Origin of the sequence: Paraglaciecola hydrolytica (assembly GCF_001565895.1) — a bacterium.
GTDB lineage: Bacteria > Pseudomonadota > Gammaproteobacteria > Enterobacterales > Alteromonadaceae > Paraglaciecola > Paraglaciecola hydrolytica.
Genome location: NZ_LSNE01000003.1, coordinates 401,485 through 421,235, shown reverse-complemented (window position 1 = coordinate 421,235; position 19,751 = coordinate 401,485). Strand labels below are relative to the sequence as shown.

At 44.7% G+C, this 19,751-nt stretch carries 18 protein-coding genes; 11 read left to right on the top strand and 7 right to left on the bottom strand.

The window, feature by feature from the left end:
* Window positions 1-142: 142 nt before the first annotated feature.
* On the top strand, window positions 143-997 hold the full coding sequence (gene ilvY / locus AX660_RS04405; RefSeq protein ID WP_068373094.1) for an HTH-type transcriptional activator IlvY: 855 nt from the start codon (window positions 143-145) through the stop codon (window positions 995-997).
* 118 nt (window positions 998-1,115) lie between these two features.
* Here ilvY and AX660_RS04400 read toward each other — a convergent pair whose 3' ends face one another.
* The 3 genes from AX660_RS04400 to AX660_RS04390 form a co-directional block, all read right to left on the bottom strand.
* On the bottom strand, window positions 1,116-1,748 hold the full coding sequence (locus AX660_RS04400; protein WP_068373091.1) for a hypothetical protein: 633 nt from the start codon (window positions 1,746-1,748) through the stop codon (window positions 1,116-1,118).
* A gap of 277 nt (window positions 1,749-2,025) precedes the next feature.
* Complete coding sequence (locus AX660_RS04395) at window positions 2,026-3,540, bottom strand: YifB family Mg chelatase-like AAA ATPase (protein ID WP_068373088.1); 1,515 nt, start codon at window positions 3,538-3,540, stop codon at window positions 2,026-2,028.
* A 137-nt stretch (window positions 3,541-3,677) separates the two neighbouring features.
* On the bottom strand, window positions 3,678-4,304 hold the full coding sequence (locus AX660_RS04390; protein WP_068373086.1) for a trimeric intracellular cation channel family protein: 627 nt from the start codon (window positions 4,302-4,304) through the stop codon (window positions 3,678-3,680).
* 510 nt (window positions 4,305-4,814) lie between these two features.
* On the opposite strand from AX660_RS04390, the gene ilvD reads away from it, so the two are divergent.
* The 6 genes from ilvD to AX660_RS22740 all read left to right on the top strand — a co-directional run bounded on the left by ilvD (window position 4,815) and on the right by AX660_RS22740 (window position 11,136).
* Window positions 4,815-6,662: a dihydroxy-acid dehydratase gene (ilvD, locus tag AX660_RS04385; RefSeq protein WP_068373084.1), complete on the top strand. Its 1,848-nt coding sequence runs from the start codon at window positions 4,815-4,817 to the stop codon at window positions 6,660-6,662.
* The gene (gene ilvA, locus AX660_RS04380) at window positions 6,662-8,215 is read left to right on the top strand and encodes a threonine ammonia-lyase, biosynthetic (protein ID WP_068373082.1); all 1,554 of its coding nucleotides are present in this window, start codon (window positions 6,662-6,664) and stop codon (window positions 8,213-8,215) included. The genes ilvD and ilvA overlap by 1 nt, the downstream gene beginning before the upstream one ends.
* Before the next feature lie 41 nt (window positions 8,216-8,256).
* Complete coding sequence (locus AX660_RS04375; protein WP_068373079.1) at window positions 8,257-9,177, top strand: glutaminase; 921 nt, start codon at window positions 8,257-8,259, stop codon at window positions 9,175-9,177.
* Window positions 9,178-9,825, top strand: a complete 648-nt coding sequence (locus AX660_RS04370) for a hypothetical protein (protein WP_068373076.1) — start codon at window positions 9,178-9,180, stop codon at window positions 9,823-9,825.
* 404 nt (window positions 9,826-10,229) lie between these two features.
* A complete protein-coding gene (locus AX660_RS04365) occupies window positions 10,230-10,760 on the top strand; it encodes an SPOR domain-containing protein (protein WP_068375177.1) in 531 nt (176 codons plus the stop codon).
* Between the two features lie 46 nt (window positions 10,761-10,806).
* Window positions 10,807-11,136 carry a hypothetical protein gene (locus AX660_RS22740; protein ID WP_082768735.1) on the top strand — a complete coding sequence of 110 codons (330 nt, stop codon included), beginning with the start codon at window positions 10,807-10,809 and terminating at the stop codon, window positions 11,134-11,136.
* A gap of 64 nt (window positions 11,137-11,200) precedes the next feature.
* Here the strand turns inward: AX660_RS22740 and AX660_RS04355 are convergent, their stop codons facing one another.
* Window positions 11,201-11,884 (bottom strand): pseudouridine synthase, encoded by a 684-nt coding sequence (locus AX660_RS04355; protein WP_068373072.1) that lies wholly within the window; start codon window positions 11,882-11,884, stop codon window positions 11,201-11,203.
* 305 nt (window positions 11,885-12,189) lie between these two features.
* On the opposite strand from AX660_RS04355, the gene hslV reads away from it, so the two are divergent.
* Complete coding sequence (gene hslV, locus AX660_RS04350; protein ID WP_068373069.1) at window positions 12,190-12,714, top strand: ATP-dependent protease subunit HslV; 525 nt, start codon at window positions 12,190-12,192, stop codon at window positions 12,712-12,714.
* An 81-nt stretch (window positions 12,715-12,795) separates the two neighbouring features.
* Window positions 12,796-14,133, top strand: a complete 1,338-nt coding sequence (hslU, locus tag AX660_RS04345; RefSeq protein WP_068373066.1) for an HslU--HslV peptidase ATPase subunit — start codon at window positions 12,796-12,798, stop codon at window positions 14,131-14,133.
* A 114-nt stretch (window positions 14,134-14,247) separates the two neighbouring features.
* Here hslU and AX660_RS04340 read toward each other — a convergent pair whose 3' ends face one another.
* Entirely contained in the window at window positions 14,248-14,463 is a 216-nt protein-coding gene (locus tag AX660_RS04340; protein ID WP_068373062.1) for a hypothetical protein, read from the bottom strand.
* Between the two features lie 263 nt (window positions 14,464-14,726).
* Here AX660_RS04340 and AX660_RS04335 point away from each other — a divergent pair, with 263 nt between their 5' ends.
* Together AX660_RS04335 and AX660_RS04330 are read left to right on the top strand one after the other, a co-directional pair.
* Window positions 14,727-15,632: a MipA/OmpV family protein gene (locus AX660_RS04335; protein ID WP_068373059.1), complete on the top strand. Its 906-nt coding sequence runs from the start codon at window positions 14,727-14,729 to the stop codon at window positions 15,630-15,632.
* 122 nt (window positions 15,633-15,754) lie between these two features.
* A complete protein-coding gene (locus AX660_RS04330) occupies window positions 15,755-16,501 on the top strand; it encodes a substrate-binding periplasmic protein (protein ID WP_082768734.1) in 747 nt (248 codons plus the stop codon).
* A 27-nt stretch (window positions 16,502-16,528) separates the two neighbouring features.
* Here AX660_RS04330 and hutH read toward each other — a convergent pair whose 3' ends face one another.
* Together hutH and hutU are read right to left on the bottom strand one after the other, a co-directional pair.
* Window positions 16,529-18,052: a histidine ammonia-lyase gene (gene hutH / locus AX660_RS04325; protein WP_068373056.1), complete on the bottom strand. Its 1,524-nt coding sequence runs from the start codon at window positions 18,050-18,052 to the stop codon at window positions 16,529-16,531.
* The gene (hutU, locus tag AX660_RS04320; protein WP_068373053.1) at window positions 18,045-19,751 is read right to left on the bottom strand and encodes a urocanate hydratase; all 1,707 of its coding nucleotides are present in this window, start codon (window positions 19,749-19,751) and stop codon (window positions 18,045-18,047) included. Before hutU ends, hutH begins: the two co-directional genes overlap by 8 nt.

Here is a 19,751-nt window from a genome sequence, read left to right as displayed (position 1 = left end):
TAAACCCTATAAATTCTGTTTTCGCATTTTGCGTACAAGTCAGTGACGATCTTGTGATGGCAGGATACTACCTAATATGGCATATTGTTTAAAATGATATATTCGCAATATAATATTGCGTTATTTGCAATAATGAGGTTTTATGGACTTTCGCAGCCTAGAATTATTTCAACATCTCGCCACCAGCCTACACTTTGCTAAAACCTCAGAAGCGCTGTTTGTCAGTCCTTCCACCCTAAGTCGTGCCATTCAGCGCCTAGAAGAAGAGTGTGGAACCACCTTATTTGTACGTGATAACCGCAGTGTAAAAATTACCGCAGCCGGCCTTAAATTATTAGGTTTTAGCCAACAAACCTTAGCTGAATGGAAAAAAGTGAAGTGGGAGTTACAGCAAGATCATCAACAGCTACAAGGCGAGTTAAGTCTATTTTGCTCAGTAACCGCCAGTTATAGCCACTTGCCTAAGCTGTTGGCTAACTTCAGAAATAAATACCCACAAGTAGAAATTAAACTCAGCACGGGCGACCCGGCCCTGTCGGTAAGTAAAGTCATGCAACAAGAAGCCGATGCGGCGATTGCCATTCATACCCCCGACTTCCCAGCAGAACTACAGTTTTTACCCTTAGAAGACGTGCCCCTCGTATTAATAGCGCCTAAAGACAGCTTGTTACAAAACCTCAGCCAAGTAGATTGGCGCCAGCATTCCATGATCTTGCCCGACTCAGGCCCTACCAAACGTATAGTGCATCACTGGTTTGCCGAACACGGTATTCGCCCCCGCGTATACGCCAGCGTAGGTGGCAACGAGGCCATCGTCAGCATGGTCGCCTTGGGCTGTGGTTTGGGCATAGTGCCACAAGTGGTATTGGATAATTCCATAGTGGCCAACAAAGTCAATCGCATTGTATTGCATGACATAGAACCCTATAAACTCGGTTTATGCTGTTTACAGAAACGCGCAAATGAACCAGCAATTAAGGCGCTGTTTAATTGCTAAAAGCAGTGGCTAGTAAATAGAAACTAGTAGATAGGAAAAGACTATAAACCACCAACATTCTGCGTTTTGCTTCGAGTACTGCTGGTGTTGTGTAACATCAGCAGTACTTAATAAGACCTTATTTAGATAAACTAAAAATACGCTTTCTAGCAATGTAAGCCATGCCACACAACATGATTAACCAAGTTCCTGGTTCAGGTGCGTCGTTGGTTGGCGATTGTGCATTAGAGAAGAACTGAACCTCTGAAAGCATCGTCCACTGTGCACTGCGAACCATAGATAAAGTAAAGGCACTACTTGTTGTACTAAACCCGCCAAAATCTAGGGCTACAGTACTACCATTGCCAGCAGGATTGGTAACAGAGAATAATTCGCTGAATCCTTCAGCGGTTGAAACTAATAATGATACTGGCAAACTAACTCCAGCCCAACCATCACTATCAGCTGCAAATATTCTGATACTGTTAATCATCTGGGCCGCAGAAAAATTAAAAGTGATCACTGGATCACTGTTGTACCAACCAGATAAATTAGCTACGTCAGCGTAACCAATAGTGACCCCATCTCCCCAAGCTAAACTATCAGTAATACCATCAGTTAATTCACCACCACTGTCGGGGTAATTTGAATGGGGCGAAGTACCATAGCTGTAACTGGCAACACTAATCAGTCCTGCTTGCACCGGTAGCGTTATTAACAGTGCTGCGCATAAAATGAATACGCCTCGGCTAACTAAAACGAATTTTTTCATGTATATATCCTTTATTATCACTAAGATTCGGTAATTTGTTAGCCCAAACGGTTTTATTAATCGTTTGAGGTCGACTCCCGAAAAATAAATTAATGGCTGACAAAAGCTTATGGACATGATGGAGGTTTGAAATAAAGACCTTGCATGAATGACTAAACTGCAGGCTTTAACTACCACCATCGGGCCAAGAGTCTTTCATGCAGAAGAATAGATATGAGTAAGTGCTGTGACAAATGCATATTTTATTGCTGTCAGAACAGTTTTTCTTATCTGAAAGTCAATTATTCGCTAGCTGCGCTAACATCCTGTCAAAGGCGCGATAATGCAGGGCTTCGGCTAGATGCTGGCGTTCAATCTGCGGGAGTCCGCCAAGATCAGCGATACTGCGCGCGACTTTCAATACTCGGTGATAAGTACGTAAAGACAAACCGAGTTTTTCTACCGCTCGCTGTAAATACAACTGGTCCTCTGTACTTAATTTGCAATGTACATCCACTTCTTTACTGCCAAGTTGGGCATTGGTTTTACCTTGGCGCTTTAACTGTAGTTGCCGCGCAGCTAATACTCTAGCACGCACTGTGGCACTGCTTTCACCTCGCTCTTTTACTTGTTTAGAAAAATCGTTGGCGGGCAGTTTTGGTACATCAACTTGCAAGTCGATCCTGTCTAAAAACGGTCCTGATAAACGATTGAGGTAACGTAAAACTTGCTCTGAGGTTGAGCGACCGTCATTTAAACTGCCCGTTGGGCTAGGGTTCATGGCGGCAACCAATTGAAACTGGGCGGGGAACTGAGCCTGACGAGCAGCGCGAGAAATCGACACAGTGCCAGACTCCAAAGGCTCACGTAATACGTCGAGTACTTTGCGATCGAACTCAGGTAACTCATCCAAAAACAAGACGCCGTGGTGGGCTAAGGATATTTCACCCGGCCTTGGAATACTGCCGCCACCCACCAAGGCCACGGCTGAACTAGTGTGGTGAGGGTGGCGAAAAGGTCGTTGTTTCCAAGTGGCAGGATCAACAGGTTTACCCACGATGGAATGAATGGCAGCGCTGGCCAGTGCTTCCTCATCACTCATGGGAGGTAGTATGGTGATCAGGCGACTAGCCAGCATGGTTTTACCTGTGCCTGGCGGGCCTGTAAAAAGTAAATTATGGGCGCCAACGGCAGCGATTTCTAAGGCACGTTTGGCTGCACCTTGACCCACCACGTCTTGCAGGTCACTATCGTAATGAGCCTCTTGGGGGGCGGTGGTGACTTGATAAAAGGCCAGAGGTTTTTGCCCCATAATATGATGAAAAACCTCTAATAATTGCTGGGCAGGGATGATCTTGGCATCTTTAATAAGTGAGGCTTCGGCGGCATTGGCGGCGGGTAATACCGCTTGGCGCTGAGCTTGTGAGCAAGCGTAGGTAAAAGGTAAGGCCCCACTAATAGAGCGAATTTCACCAGATAAAGCTAACTCGCCCACCAGCTCGAGGTTTTGTAATTGTGCTGCAGGTAATTGATAGCTAGCGGCGATAATACCTATGGCGATTGCGAGGTCAAAACGGCCGCCATCTTTGGGTAAATCGGCCGGAGCTAAATTTACCGTGATGCGTTTTGCCGGGAACTCAAAACCCGAATTAATCAGCGCGCTGCGCACTCTATCTTTGGCTTCACGTACCGAGGCTTCGGGTAAACCGACAAGGTTAAAGCAGGGCAAACCATTGGCGAGATGAACTTCAACATTAATCAGTGGAGCATCAATGCCCACGCTAGCGCGTGAATAAACCAAGGCTAATGACATCCGGCAACTCCCTTTGCAACTAAGTACTGACTGTAAGGCTAGCCAATCTTAAGAAAATTGCGAATTGGCAGAATACAAAGTTACTCACTGTAACTAGTAAAGCGCTGGGTTTTAGCTGCTAAATGTTATGGATTTAATTATTCATCGACTTTGTCGTGTGGCTGAAAAACCGGTAGATGCCAATGCCATTGCATGGCCCCTAAACGAATAGCCAAGGTCACGACAAAGCCCACTAACATGCAACTTACCGCACTTAAACCTAGAAGTAAGGCGCCGATATAAGCCACACCACCTATGATGCAAGTGGTAGCGTATAGCTCACCTTTTAACACCAAGGGAATTTCTCGGCAAATCACATCACGGATTAATCCACCAAAAACACCAGTCATGGTACCTAGGGCAATTGCTATGAGGGGGGATGCTCCGTAAGTCAGGGCTTTTTGTAAACCCATTACATTGAAAAAGGCTAAACCTATGGCATCGGCAAATAGTAGATAATGCAGGGGAAAGGTGTTTTTATTACGTAACCAAATGATAGTTATCAATGCCGCAGCGATAATGGCGTAAAAGTAGCTTGGATCCTGTACCCAAAACACCGGTAAATCTAAGATCATGTCACGTAAGGTACCACCACCAATAGCGGTGACTGAGGCGAGTACCACTACACCAAAACCATCCATATGTTTTTTATAGGCCATTAACGTACCGGCAACGGCAAAAACGGCCACGCCTGCTAAATCAACCCAATGTAACCACGTTGCCATTTTATACCCTCTAATTTATAGCTTGGCATCATACGTGTTTAGTTTTACTTAGGGCAAGTTACTCACTAATTTGGTTAGTTTGAGTATATACACTTCATCCTTGAAACTGCACGTTTGTTGGGTTCACTCATTTGCCGCCGCCGTGCAATTCCAATGATTTTGAGTATAAATGCCTTGAAAAAAGCATATAGCATTGCTTGATCGCCTTGTCTGGTTCGTGTTACCTATATACCCAGTGACGATAGATAGAAATTAACGCCTTATGCCCTCTTCTAAAAAGTGCGATCTTGTGAGCATTTTACTGACCATAGTGGAAGTAATTATTACTGCGCGGGGATAGTGCTGGCATTAGGTCAGAATACTAAGCCCCCGCACGAGAGTCCGGGGGTTTTTTGTTAGTAGACTAAAATAGTCTTAGTTCTTGCTTAACAAAAACATTAAACCACGATTAAATTCAGCTATTAAAGAGCAGTCTCAGCCTGCTTCAACTTAGATTAAAAGGTGTACAACATGCCCAAGTTACGTTCCGCAACCACTACCCAAGGCAGAAACATGGCCGGTGCCAGAGCCTTATGGCGCGCCACAGGTATGACAGATAAAGATTTTTCCAAACCTATTATTGCCGTATCTAACTCCTTTACCCAGTTTGTACCGGGTCATGTGCATTTAAAAGATATGGGCCAATTGGTGGCACGTAGCATAGAAGAAGCCGGTGGTGTGGCTAAAGAATTTAATACCATAGCGGTGGACGATGGTATTGCCATGGGTCACAGTGGCATGTTGTATAGTTTACCCTCGCGCGAAATTATTGCCGATGCGGTGGAATATATGGTTAATGCCCATTGTGCTGATGCCATAGTGTGTATCTCTAACTGCGACAAAATCACCCCGGGCATGTTAATGGCCTCAATGCGCCTCAACGTACCGGTAATTTTTGTTTCAGGTGGCCCCATGGAAGCGGGTAAAACCAAGTTATCTGATCAAATCATTAAACTGGATTTAGTCGATGCCATGGTGGCAGGGGTAGACGAGAATGTAAGTGATGAAGAAAGCGGCGAAGTAGAACGTTCTGCTTGCCCTACTTGTGGTTCTTGTTCTGGCATGTTTACCGCTAACTCTATGAACTGCTTAACCGAAGCCTTGGGTTTGTCTTTACCCGGTAACGGTTCAATGTTGGCCACTCACGCGGATCGTGAAGGTTTGTTTAAACAGGCCGGCCGTCAAATTGTTGAGTTATGTAAACGTTATTACGACCAAGACGACGAAAGTGTGTTACCGCGTAATATCGCTAATTTTAAAGCCTTTGAAAATGCCATGAGCTTAGACATTGCCATGGGTGGCTCGACCAATACTATCTTACATTTATTGGCTGCAGCTCTAGAAGGCGAAGTGCCTTTTACCCTTGACGACATAGACCGTCTATCACGTAAAGTACCGCATTTATGTAAAGTCGCGCCCTCTATTCAAACTTACCATATGGAAGACGTGCACCGTGCTGGTGGCGTAATAGGTATTTTATCTGAACTGAACAAAGCAGGTTTATTACACGCCGATTGCTCACACGTATTAGGTAAAACCATTGGTGAAGTGATCAGTGAGTGGGATATTACCGATCCTGCCAACGAATACGCCTTAGAGTTTTATAAAGCGGGCCCAGCCGGTATCCGTACCACAAAGGCCTTTAGCCAAAATTGTCGTTACCCGACTGCCGATACTGACCGCGAAAAAGGTTGTATTCGTGGCCGCGCCCATGCCTACAGTGAAGAAGGTGGTTTGGCAGTATTGTTTGGTAATATCGCCGAAGACGGCTGTATTGTTAAAACCGCCGGGGTGGATGAATCTATTCATAAATTCACCGGTCGCGCGCGTATTTTTGAAAGCCAAGACGACGCCGTTGCGGCTATCTTAGCCGATAAAGTCATCGCTGGTGATGTGGTAGTAATTCGTTACGAAGGCCCTAAAGGTGGTCCAGGCATGCAAGAAATGTTGTATCCCACCACCTATTTAAAAGCCAAAGGTCTTGGTAAAAAGTGCGCCTTGATCACCGACGGACGTTTTTCTGGTGGTACTTCTGGTTTGTCTATTGGTCATTGCTCACCCGAAGCCGCCAGTGGTGGTGGCATAGGTTTAGTCGTAGAAGGTGATAGCATTACTATCGATATTCCTGGCCGTAAAATTGGTGTGGATATCAGTGACGCCGAGCTACAAAGCCGCCGTACAGCCATGGAGCAAAGTGCCAAGCCATGGAAACCAGCAACTCGCCAACGTAAGGTATCCCTAGCCCTTAAAGCTTATGCTTTACTTGCTACCAGTGCCGACAAAGGCGCAGTGCGAAATGCTGCGATGTTGGAAGATTAATGAGCCTGTCAGCCAATGAATATTTAAAACGCATTTTACTCGCTCCCGTCTATGACGTGGCGGTAAAAAGCGATTTGGTCAAACTCGACAAACTGTCTGCCAGTTTAGGCAACGAAGTGTGGCTAAAACGTGAAGACCAGCAAGTGGTTAAATCGTTTAAATTGCGTGGCGCTTACAATAAGTTAGCCAGTTTAAACGAAACACAATTGCAAGCCGGCGTAGTGGCGGCTTCTGCTGGTAATCATGCTCAAGGTGTCGCGTATTCGGCCAGAATGAAAAAAATTCAGGCTGTGATCGTCATGCCTGAAACCACTCCCGACATTAAGGTGGATGCGGTACGTAACTTTGGTGGCGACTATGCCAAGGTTGTATTGTTTGGCACTAGTTTTGATCAAGCCAAAGATGAGGCTTTACGTTTGTCTCAGGTGCATGGTTATACCATGGTGGCCCCTTTTGATGACGAAGATGTGATTGTTGGCCAAGGCACCATTGGCCGTGAATTACTCGAGCAAAAACCCGATATCGATACCTTGTTTATCGCTGTGGGTGGCGGTGGTTTAGCCGCGGGTATCAGCGTGTTTCTGAAACAGTTAAAACCCGACTTAAAAATCATTGCCATCGAATCCGATGAATCTGCTTGTTTGCAAGCTGCATTAAAAGCAGGTAAACCAGTTCCGCTGCCGACTGTGGGCATCTTTGCCGATGGCGTAGCGGTAAAAACTATCGGTACTGAACCCTTTCGTTTATTACAAGAATATGTAGACGAAGTGATCACGGTCAATACCGATGAGATCTGCGCGGCGATTAAAGATATTTTTGATGATACTCGGGTGATTGCCGAGCCAGCAGGCGCTTTATCTATCGCTGGGATCCACAAATATTTGCAGCAAAATCCCATGCAAGGTCACAAGTTTGGTGGCATTTTATGTGGGGCCAATATTAACTTTCATACTTTGCGTTATGTGTCTGAACGTTGTGAATTAGGTGAGCAAAAAGAAGCGGTATTTGCGGTAAAAATTCCTGAACATGCGGGCGCCTTCAAAAAGTTCTGTGAATTACTTGGTGGACGCATCATCACTGAATTTAACTACCGATATGCCACCGAAGGTGAAGCTCATATTTTTGTGGGTATTAAACTGCGTGGCGGTCGGGCTGAGTTTGCCCAACTAAGTGACACACTCAATGACAATGGTTATCAGTGTTTTGATCTCAGTGCTAACGAAATGGCTAAGTTACATGTACGTTACATGGTGGGTGGTCGTCCGGCTAACTTACAAAACGAACATATCTTTTCCTTTGAGTTTCCTGAATACCCTGGCGCCTTGATGAAGTTTTTAAATACTTTGGGCGAAACCTGGAACATCACTTTGTTCCACTATCGTAATCATGGTGCAGCGGCAGGTTTAGTCTTGTGTGGCTTTGAAATACCGCCCGCACAGCGCGACGTTTTTGATCAACACCTTGCCGCTTTAGACTATCAATATCAGGAGCAAACAGATAACCCAGCTTATCGTTTCTTTTTATCAGATTTGAATGGGGTGTTTGCCAAATAGGCAATATGCTATAAAAAACGAGCTTACATAGAGAGCCACTGATGCAAAATATTATTGACGATATCGCTGCGCAAATGGCACTGATGTCTGATAAGGGCAAAGTGGCTAGCTATATCCCACAGCTAGCTTGTGTTAAGTCAGATCAATTTGCTATGAGCATTGCTTTGCCAAACGGTGAAATCTATAACGCCGGTTGCGCCCAAACGCTGTTTTCCATCCAGAGTATTTCTAAAGTTTTTACCTTAACGCTGGCCTTAGGCAAATTAGGTGAAAGCATATGGAATAGGGTCGGCCGCGAACCCTCAGGTGACCCCTTTAATTCAATTGTGCAGCTTGAACACGAGCAAGGAAAACCACGTAACCCTTTTATCAACGCTGGCGCCATTGCTATTGCAGATATCATTATGCAAGGCCATCAGCCCAAAGAAACCCTAGCGGAAATCCTGCAGTTTGTGCGCTTTGTAGCTAACGACGACAGTATCGCTATCGATGAAAAAGTCGCCCGCTCAGAGCACGAAACAGGTGACAGAAACGCGTCACTTGCGCACTTTATGGCCTCCTTTGGCCATTTTCAAAATCCGGTTAGCGCTGTGCTTGGTACTTATTTTCATCATTGTTCTATCGCCATGAATACCATGCAATTGGCCACCGCCGGTTTATATCTAGCCAACAATGGCATTAACCCCCTAACAGGCTACCCTGTAATATCAGCCAAAAGGGCAAAACGTATTAATGCCTTGATGTTAATGTGTGGTCACTACGATGGCTCTGGCGAATTTGCCTTTAGAGTGGGTTTACCTGGTAAAAGTGGGGTCGGTGGTGGCATATTAGCCATAGCGCCCGGTAAAGCCTCTATCGCGGTGTGGTCACCCGGGCTGGATACCATAGGCAATAGTAAATTAGGCACGCTGGCCTTAGAAATGCTAACACAACAAACCGGCTGGTCGGTATTTGGGGATTAGATGTGGTATCACCTGTTTGGTTGGTTGAGTTCAGTGGTATTTTTATTCACTTGGTACGGTTTATTACATCAAATATTGCAGCTTTCTAAGGTTAAAAAGACCACAGGCAAAGCCAGTCAAAGCTTGTCGATAAACCAATTTTCGTCGAGTTTTTTTGCCTTTTACGCCAATTTTATCTTTGGTTTATCCCTGCAGGAATTTAACCATTATTTGGTTTGGACTCGCTCAGGGGCATTACTGTTACTGCTGGTAATTTTGTGGCGAATTTGGTCAGACAGACATTCCACAGCGAGTTATTACGCATTTTTTGGCGCAGCTATAGCCATAGCATTGGGTTTCGTCGCCATGTTGTTCAGGCCATTTCCCACACTCGCCACCTTTGGCACCAATGGTTTTATGGTGGTAGTTGCTCTTATTCTAGTACAGGGCACTGTACATCAGTGGTTAGTGATCAGAAGGGAGAAAACCATAGGTGCCTTATCCGAGTCCATGATCCTATCTATCATTTTTAAAGATATCACTACCTTGGCTTTTGCCTTGACCATGCCTTTTGCCGCAGCTTGGCCATTGATTTTTATGAATGGGGCAAGCCTATTGAGCAGAGGGTTTTTATGGTTAACCATGAAAAATCTAGCCAGACGAACTTAAAGCCAAATCATCACGTCATTGTTTGTTCAAGCCTTAAAATGATAAATTTAGTAGGTTTGCTTAACGCTATCCCAACTTGCAAAATCAAACGTCCTTGGCGAATATCTAGATCAGTCATTGTTGCGCCTCCACTTTAACAAAAAAAGTATGTTCAGGTTTAGCTCCAGCCAATGCGCCTTCACGCCAATATTGATTCAAAAAAGTCCCGCTCATCGACCTAATCTTGCTCCAAAGCTATTGGTCGTTGGACTCAAATACCACTGTTTTTAGTGCATTGGACAGCCATTGTTCAATCATCATGGTGGTACGCCTGATTATTTAATACGAATATCATTGAGGATTTCACCAGCCTAGGTAAAATCATCCTCCCAATAGACATTCTGATGTTTGGATATCCCTTTTTTATGGCACACAATGATTATGTGGCACGTGGGCGCGGTAAAAAAGCACCACCACCACCTCCCAAACGCACACTGCCCTGGCCAAGGATAGTTATCACCCTTAGTTTACTGGCTGCCTTTGGTTATTTTTTATGGTCGATTAAAGGCACTGCGCCTGAAAAACCACAAGTTGCCACGCAACCCGCTGCGACGCAGCAAGAAAAAGATGCATTGCCTGATATGCCTAAAGAAGAGTGGGAATTTATTACCAGCCTACCTGAATATACGGTTGAAGTTGAAGTGGAAGAACGGGCTAAATCGACAGTGCGTTATCTTATGCAATGTGGCTCTTTTAAAGTGCGCTCTCAAGCAGAAGAGCTTAAAGCTAAAATTGCCTTTCAAGGTTTAGAAGCCCAAGTGCGTAATAGCGAGGGAAGTTCTTGGTATCGTGTCATTCTTGGACCTTATGAGAGTAAACGCCATGCCGAGGCAGACCGCCATACTTTGCAACGCGCTAAAATAAACGGTTGTGTAGTATGGAATTGGAACCTTTAAACTCGATTTTCAATCGCGAGGTTTAGCATAAGTTAAGGAATAGGGCATGTTAGAGACGCAAGAGGTTTCGGTTGATTTTCGTTTTTTGCAACTGGACAAGATGCAAGCTTTAACCTTAGTTAGGGAAGTGCAGGGGGCGACTTATTGTCCTAGCCCCAATGCTAAGTATTTTATTGGCTGCGTACCATTACTTGAATCTTATATGGATGACATCAACCACTTTTTTATTCGGCAAAAAGTGCTAGAAAGTGAATGTGATATCTTGATTGCTGTTGCGCCTGAGTCACCACAACATTCCCTAAGTGTGCCATTAAGCGTCAACCGTATGCTTAAAGATATTGATTGCCAACTCACCATTGAACTTGGTGTTAGCTAAAACAACCTTGTCACAAACTTTGTATTTAAGCTTGGCCAAAATACAAGGCCTTTGTTAATCATCTCTAGATTAAATCGCGCCATTCACCTGGTGCTAAGTCACCTAAGGTATAGTGGCCAAATTGCTCGCGGTGTAGTGTCACTACATGATTATCACAGGCGGCAAACATACGGCGTACTTGGTGATACTTACCTTCATTAAGTGTGACTTTGGCGGTGTGAGTGTCAATAATCTCTAGTGTGGCGGGCAAACAAGGCTCGGTCTCACTGATTAACTGCACACCCGTGGCAAACTGCTCGATTATTGTTTGATCTAGAGGTTTATCAACAGTGACCCGATACACTTTGTTCACATGCTGTTTGGGTGAGGTGAGCTTTTGTACTAAAGCCGATTGATCAGTAATTAAAATTAAGCCAGTGGTATCTTTATCCAAGCGACCAACACTAACAACCTGTGGGCTTCTGCCTAGCCAAATCTCTGGCAACAAATCATAAATACGCTGGCCCTCATTAATGTCGTGGGTACAAACATAACCCAAGGGTTTATTCAGCATAATGAGAATGTCGCCCGGATGGTCAAGGGGTTTATCATCTACCGTCACGCTAGCCGGATCAACTTTTAAGGCAGCATTTTTGGTCAACTCACCAGCCACTCTAACGCGTTTATCCCGTAGCCAAATCCGCACTTCGCGGCGCGAACAATAACCTAAGTTACTCAAAGTTTGATCCAGGCGTTTAAGTACAGCCATGTATTCGTTTCCAAAATTAATGATAGGCCTAAGCCAAAGGCGTAGTGTAACTCGCCAAGGCCTATTATGTCTTGGTTGACTTAAGCAAACTCGTTAGCTGTTTAATGTGTAAGCACCATGATATTGATGCCTAGGGTAGGAGCAAAATCCGTTAAATTTACTTTTACTTACCTATGCTAAGTTGAATGAAACTTGAAAATAATACTTTCCTCCCCACATCTAGGTCATAGTGCGCTAACTTAGTGGTAATAATAAAACTAGCGCTTAACCGACAACTTATTTTGTCCCGTTTTTAAGGAATTTTTGTGACTACTATCGTGTCTGTACGACGTAATAATCAGGTGGTAATTGCCGGTGATGGCCAAGTATCCCTTGGTAATACCGTAATGAAAGGCAATGCCAAAAAAGTGCGCCGTTTATACCACAATAAAGTAATCGCTGGTTTTGCTGGTGGTACCGCAGATGCATTTACTTTGTTTGAACGTTTTGAATCAAAACTAGAAATGCACCAAGGTAATTTAACCCGCGCCGCTGTTGAACTCGCAAAAGATTGGCGTACTGATCGCATGCTCAGAAAGCTAGAAGCTTTATTGGCGGTAGCCGATGAAACAGCCTCTTTTATTATTACCGGCAATGGTGATGTGGTGCAGCCTGAAAATGATCTGATAGCCATTGGTTCAGGTGGTAATTATGCGCAAGCCGCCGCCATGGCCTTACTTAATAACACTGAATTATCCGCGCGCGAAATTGCTGAGAAGAGTTTGACCATAGCTGGCGACATTTGTGTATTCACCAATCACAGCCAAACTATTGAAACCATCGATTATTAATAAGCAGTATTTGCATACATTCCCTGACTCAGAGCAACAGTTTTGCTGTGAGTTAATTATCCCGAATATAAGGTTAAAACTATGTCAGAAATGACTCCAAGAGAAATTGTCCATGAACTGGATTGTCATATTATTGGCCAGCAAAATGCCAAACGTGCGGTATCGATTGCTTTGCGTAATCGCTGGCGCCGTATGCAGTTGCCACTAGAACTGCGCCAAGAAGTCACCCCTAAAAACATCCTCATGATAGGTCCAACAGGGGTAGGTAAAACCGAAATTGCCCGCCGTTTAGCTAAATTAGCCAATGCACCTTTTATCAAAGTGGAAGCAACTAAGTTTACCGAGGTGGGATATGTAGGTAAGGAAGTGGATTCGATCATCCGTGACTTGGCTGATATCGCAGTAAAAATGACCAAAGAGCAGGCGACCATTCGTGTTAAGTACCGTGCCGAAGAAGCCGCCGAAGAACGTATTCTAGATGCCTTATTGCCACCACCAGAAAACGTCTGGGGTGAGAAGGAAGAAGCCCAAGGTAAAAACACCCGTCAAATCTTCCGTAAAAAATTGCGTGAAGGTCAGCTTGATGACAAAGAAATTGAGATAGATGTTGCTACCCCGCAGATAGGTGTAGAAATCATGGCACCTCCGGGCATGGAAGAAATGACTAACCAGTTGCAAGGCATGTTTCAGAATTTAAATTCTGGCTCTTCCAAGAAAAAGAAAACTCTTAAAATCAAAGATGCGTTTAAGTTGTTAGTTGATGACGAAGCCGCCAAACTGGTTAACCAAGAGGAGCTCAAACAAAGCGCCATCGAATCGTTAGAGCAAAACGGTATTGTGTTTATCGATGAAATCGACAAAATCTGTAAACGCACAGGCAGTGGTAGTAGCGGTGGTGATGTATCCCGTGAAGGCGTGCAACGTGACTTACTGCCCATGGTTGAAGGTTGTACGGTATCAACTAAACACGGCATGGTGAAAACCGACCATATTCTGTTTATTGCCTCTGGCGCGTTTCAGATGTGTAAACCTTCGGATTTAATCCCCGAATTACAAGGCCGTTTACCCATTCGAGTTGAATTGTCAGCCTTAACTGCCAAAGATTTTGTGCGTATTTTAACTGAGCCCAATGCTTCGTTAACCGAACAATATGTCGCATTGTTAAAAACAGAAGGGGTTGATGTCACTTTTACCGAAGACGGTATCGAGCGCATCGCCAACGCAGCATGGACAGTCAACGAGCGTACTGAAAACATTGGTGCTCGCCGTTTGCATACGGTGATGGAGAAACTCATGGAAGAAATTTCTTTTGATGCTTCTGAAAAACACGGTGAATCACTAACAGTCGATGCTACATACGTGAACGATCACCTAGAAAAACTGGTAGAAAACGAAGATTTGAGTCGTTTTATTTTGTAGGCACGTACTAAACCAGTAACGACTGACACTGGATTTAGTATTGATTTAGCATGCACTTATGAAAAAGGCGCTTATTCAGCGCCTTTGTTATATTTGCTATTTAAACTAGAGATTCTAAGGCAAATTTACCAGCACGTTCTCGAGCAAAATGCTGTCACTTGCGGCAGCAGTACCCGCCAAATTAGCCTTTAGTTGCAAAGTCACTCGCTGAATAATCGCCAGATCACCACCCGCATTATCCACCGGATTAAAACTAAAAGTATTAGAACCTGCCACTAAGGTTTGAACGCCACCATAGATTCTGCCATAACCAGGCGAACCAGCTTGCAAAAGCTAAGTGTGCACCTTGGTTTTCAGGCCGGTGAAATAAAGTGAGAGGGAAATAAAATATCAGAAGATGAAATCTACTTTTATGGTAAAAATTACGTGTAATTAGCGAGAGGATTAGCGAAATATTGAGGCTAAATAACAGCGCGTCTGCTGCGTTAATTTTATATATTCAAGCAGCAAGTTTGCCGGATCCAAGGTTTGGTGATCCTTTTTGCTTAAAACACGTAAATAAAGATGTTTGAATTAAATATAGGATGAAAGAAATGCGAGGGATTTTGACAGGTATAAGCAAAACGGCCGAATATATCGTTTTGGCTACGATGTGTTTAGTGAGTAGTAATATCGCAGCCCAACAAGATATCACCCTAGAGGATGATTTACGGCCAGTATGGGAAGCTGGCTTATTTACCGCCGTATTTGATACTCCGGAGTATCCTGCTGCGGGGCAAAATCATACTAATGTGATTGCGGCCCCTTATTTTATTTATCGCGGCGAAACAATACGTATAGGAGATGGGGCAATTGCAAGGGCGGTTGCGATAGACAAAGCTAACTATGAACTAGATTTATCACTGGCTGCGTCTTTTGGTGCAAACTCTGAAGATAACCTTGCTAGAGCTGGTATGCCTGACATTGATTTTATTTTCGAATTAGGTCCACAGCTTAAAATGCGCTTGAGGCAGTTTGACTTTGTTGAAAATGCTTTAGCTGCACATGGTAGTGGCGAGCTGTTCTTGAATCTGCAAGCAAGAGCGGTATTTTCGACTGATTTCTCGGGTATCGATCATCGAGGTTACGTATTTCAACCGATGTTAGTTTATCGTCAGCGTGGATGGTTAAGCGAAAAAACGGCTTTGTCAGTAAGTCTTTCACCAACTTGGGCCACCGAAGCATTACATGATTACTTTTATCAGGTTGATACTGATTTTGTCACGGCACAAAGGCCAGCTTATGATGCAAAAGGCGGTTACATGGGCACTAGTTTAGCACTAGGTTTTTCGTTTGATGCGACAAAAGATATACGTGTATTTTTAGGGGCAAGTACCACAATCCATGATTCTGCCGCCAACCAAAATAGTCCGTTATTTATTGAAAAAAGCACTTATTCAGTGGGTGCAGGCTTAGTGTGGCGTTTGTTTGCAAGTGAGCAAAGAGTCGCTGGGCGCTAGGGGGCATTATACGTGTGATTGAGCCAAGAGTGGTCAAAACCAATGTTTTATTTAAAGTTAAAGCTTTTTATACCTTTGGGGTTCTGTCATATTGCCCATGTCTAGTGATAAATAGGTCGGTTATGCAGCCCTTTATATTTGCGGTGTTTAGTTGTTTGTTTTTTTTCAACAGTTTGCTTGCCGCAGCTGATGATCAACTGACCCTGTATACCGAACATTTTCCACCTTACAATTTTGAAGAAAACGGTAAGATCCGAGGTATAAACGCTGATATTCTGAACGAAGCATGTGCCATGGCAAACGTTTCATGTGAGATGCAAATTTATCCTTGGCTACGCGCTTTTGAGTTAGCTGAGAAGACCCCAACCAGTGGTATTTTCACCATCTCCAAAACCGAAGCTAGGGAACATTTATTTCAGTGGGTAGGTCCGCTAGCGTCTTCCAAAGCCTTTTTATATCGACTCGCCAGTAGATCCGACATAACGATCGACAATTTAGAACAAGCCAAACAGTATTCAATTGCAGTGGCTCACGGAGACGTTTATGAGGAGTTTTTGTTAGCACAAGGCTTCGAATATGGTAAAAATCTAATTCAATTTCGCAGTAAAGCTGAATCCATTCCTATGTTTTTACAAGGAAAAATAGATTTGGTAATTGGTTCGGACATTGTTATGCCAAGCTGGCTTGCCAATAATCAGGTACCCACTGATACTGCAGCACCTGCATTCCAAATCAACACGGCAGGTAATAATTTTCTAGCATTAAATCACGCCGTGCCAACCGAGTTGGCAAAGCGCTTACAACACGCTATCGACCAACTTAAACACAGCGGCCAGTATCAAAAAATCGTTGAGTCGTATCAAAATTAATAATACTAAACGCTTTATTGTGTTCGCTTAATTTAATAAATCGAGTTGTGTTAAATCGGCCAACTTGTCGGTTTTTATCAACTGTTTAGCCGCTTCAATATCTGGAGCAAAATAACGATCTTTATCGTAAAAGCTGACTTTTTCACGTAATAAACCTTTGATCTGTTCTAGTCTGTCACTGGTTTTGAGTGGGGCTCTGAAATCAACACCCTGCGCTGCAGCTAAATATTCAATGGCTAATATACCAGCCACATTGTCATAAATATCCCGTAAACGACGCGCAGCAAAAGTAGCCATAGATACATGATCTTCTTGATTGGCCGAAGTGGGCAAGGAGTCTATGGATGCTGGATGGGCGTAGGTTTTGTTTTCACTGGCCAAGGCGGCACTGGTAACTTGAGCAATCATAAAACCCGAGTTCACCCCGCCATTGTTGACTAAAAACGGCGGAAGCTTGCTTAAGCTTGGATCGATCAACAAAGCCATACGTCGCTCGGACAATGCGCCAATTTCACACAAGGCAATGGCCAATATATCGGCTGTCATGGCGATGGCTTCGGCGTGAAAATTGCCACCAGACAAAATATCGCCACTGTCGGCAAACACTAAGGGGTTATCCGACACACCATTGGCCTCAATGACGAGGGTTTCAGTGGCATAACGAATTTGCTGTAAACACGCGCCCATCACTTGCGGCTGACAGCGCAATGAATAAGGATCTTGGACTTTTTCACAGCCAGAATGGGACGAACCAATCTCGGAGACTTGCAAAAGACTTCGGTAAGCAGCGGCAATATCAATTTGGCTTTTGTGGCCACGTGCCTGATGAATTCTATCGTCAAAAGGGACACGAGAGCCCATGGCGGCATCCACACTTAAGGCGCCAATGGCAATGGCACTGTGCAAGGCAGTTTCGGCATAAAACAAACCCTGTAAGGCAAAGGCTGTAGAGGCTTGAGTACCGTTTAACAAAGCCAAGCCTTCTTTGGGTGCAAGGGTAATGGTTTCTAACCCAGCGATTTTTAGCCCTTCATTGGCCGATAGTCGCTGACCATCATGAAACACCTCGCCTTCACCCAGTAATACCACACTCATGTGGGCTAACGGGGCTAAGTCACCTGATGCGCCGACTGAGCCTTTTTCAGGAATAGCCGGATAAATACGGGCGTTATATAAAGCGATTAAAGCCTGAATGACTGTAAGGCGAATACCCGAATATCCTCGGGCTAAAGAGTTGATTTTGAGCAACATTAACAAGCGCACTGTGCCTTCTGACATAAAATCGCCTGTGCCCGCCGCGTGGGATAAGACTATGCTGCGCTGTAATAACTCCAGCTCATTAACATCAATGCGAGTATTAGCCAGCAAACCAAAACCGGTATTAATGCCATACACTGTACGGCCTTGTTTGATCACATCTAATACGACTTTTTCTGCGGCATTAATGCCCGGCTCGGCATCCTTGCTCAGCTCAAGGGGAATATGTTTACGATACACCTGACGCAAAGTAGCAAGGTCAAGCTGGCCGGGTTGGAGGATCAATTTATTCATGGTTGGTATGGCCTTTAACGTGGTTGCTAACATTTTCTGCAAGCATAGGTAGGTCTAACTTGTGCTTACGGGCGCACTCTATGGCTAATTCGTACCCTGCATCAGCATGACGCATCACGCCTGTGGCAGGGTCGTTATGCAAAACACGAGCAATACGTTGAGCAGCATCTTCAGTGCCATCACACACTATCACCATGCCTGAGTGCTGACTAAAACCCATGCCGACACCACCACCATGATGCAAACTGACCCAAGTCGCGCCACTAGCCGTATTTAACAAGGCATTAAGTAAAGGCCAATCGGATACGGCATCCGAGCCATCTAACATGCTTTCGGTTTCACGGTTAGGTGAAGCCACCGAACCCGAATCTAAGTGATCACGACCAATTACAATGGGCGCTGATAACTCGCCACTTCTAACCATTTCATTAAAGGCCAACCCGAGCTTTTGTCTTTCGCCTAGGCCAACCCAGCAAATACGCGCGGGTAAACCTTGAAACTGAATGCGTTCTTTAGCCATGTCTAACCAATTATGCAAGTGGGCGTTGTCGGGGATGAGCTCTTTAACTTTGGCGTCTGTCTTATAAATATCCTCTGGATCGCCCGATAGGACAGCCCAGCGAAAAGGCCCTATGCCCTGACAAAACAAGGGGCGAATATAGGCCGGTACAAAACCGGGGAAATCAAAGGCGTTTTCAACACCAACTTCAAAGGCCATTTGGCGGATGTTATTGCCATAGTCCACAGTCGCCGCACCACGCTGCTGTAAACCCAACATGGCTTTAACCTGCACCGCCATGGATTGTTTGGCAGCGGTAACAACGGCTTTTTCATCTTCAAGGCGCCTCTGTGCGGCTTGCTCCATGCTCCAGCCTTGGGGCAAATAACCATTCAGTGGATCATGGGCGCTGGTTTGGTCGGTGACCACATCGGGGATGACATTTTGCTCAAGCAGTTGGCTAAAAATGTCGGCGGCATTGCCTAATAAACCCACTGATACAGGTTTACCCGTATGTTTGGCGTGTTCAAGCAGCTGTAATGCATCAGCTAATGACGTGGCTTTTTTGTCGAGATAAGCTGATTTAAGGCGAAAATCAATACGGCTTTCGTCTACCTCAACCGCTAACATAGAAAATCCTGCCATGGTTGCAGCCAAAGGCTGAGCTCCACCCATACCGCCCAAACCGCCCGTAAGTACCCACTTACCTTTGGCGTCGCCATTAAAATGGGCTTTAGCTATACTGACAAAAGTTTCGTAAGTGCCTTGCACTATGCCTTGGGAGCCAATGTAGATCCACGAACCTGCTGTCATTTGGCCGTACATCATCAGGCCTTGTTTATCTAACTCGTTAAAATGCTCCCAATTAGCCCAATGAGGCACTAGGTTTGAGTTAGCAATTAATACTCGGGGTGCATTGGCATGAGTTTGAAACACACCTACCGGTTTGCCACTTTGTACCAACAAAGTTTCGTCGTCATTAAGGCGGGTTAATACTTCTACAATTTTGTCGTAACTTTGCCAGTTGCGGGCAGCACGGCCAATACCGCCATAAACCACTAAATCTTGTGGGTGCTCTGCCACTTCAGCATCGAGGTTATTCATTAACATACGCAGGGCGGCTTCGGTTTGCCAACTCTTGGCAGTGATTTGCGAGCCTCGGGCCGCGCGAATTACTCGGCTTGGATCGTGTCGATTCAT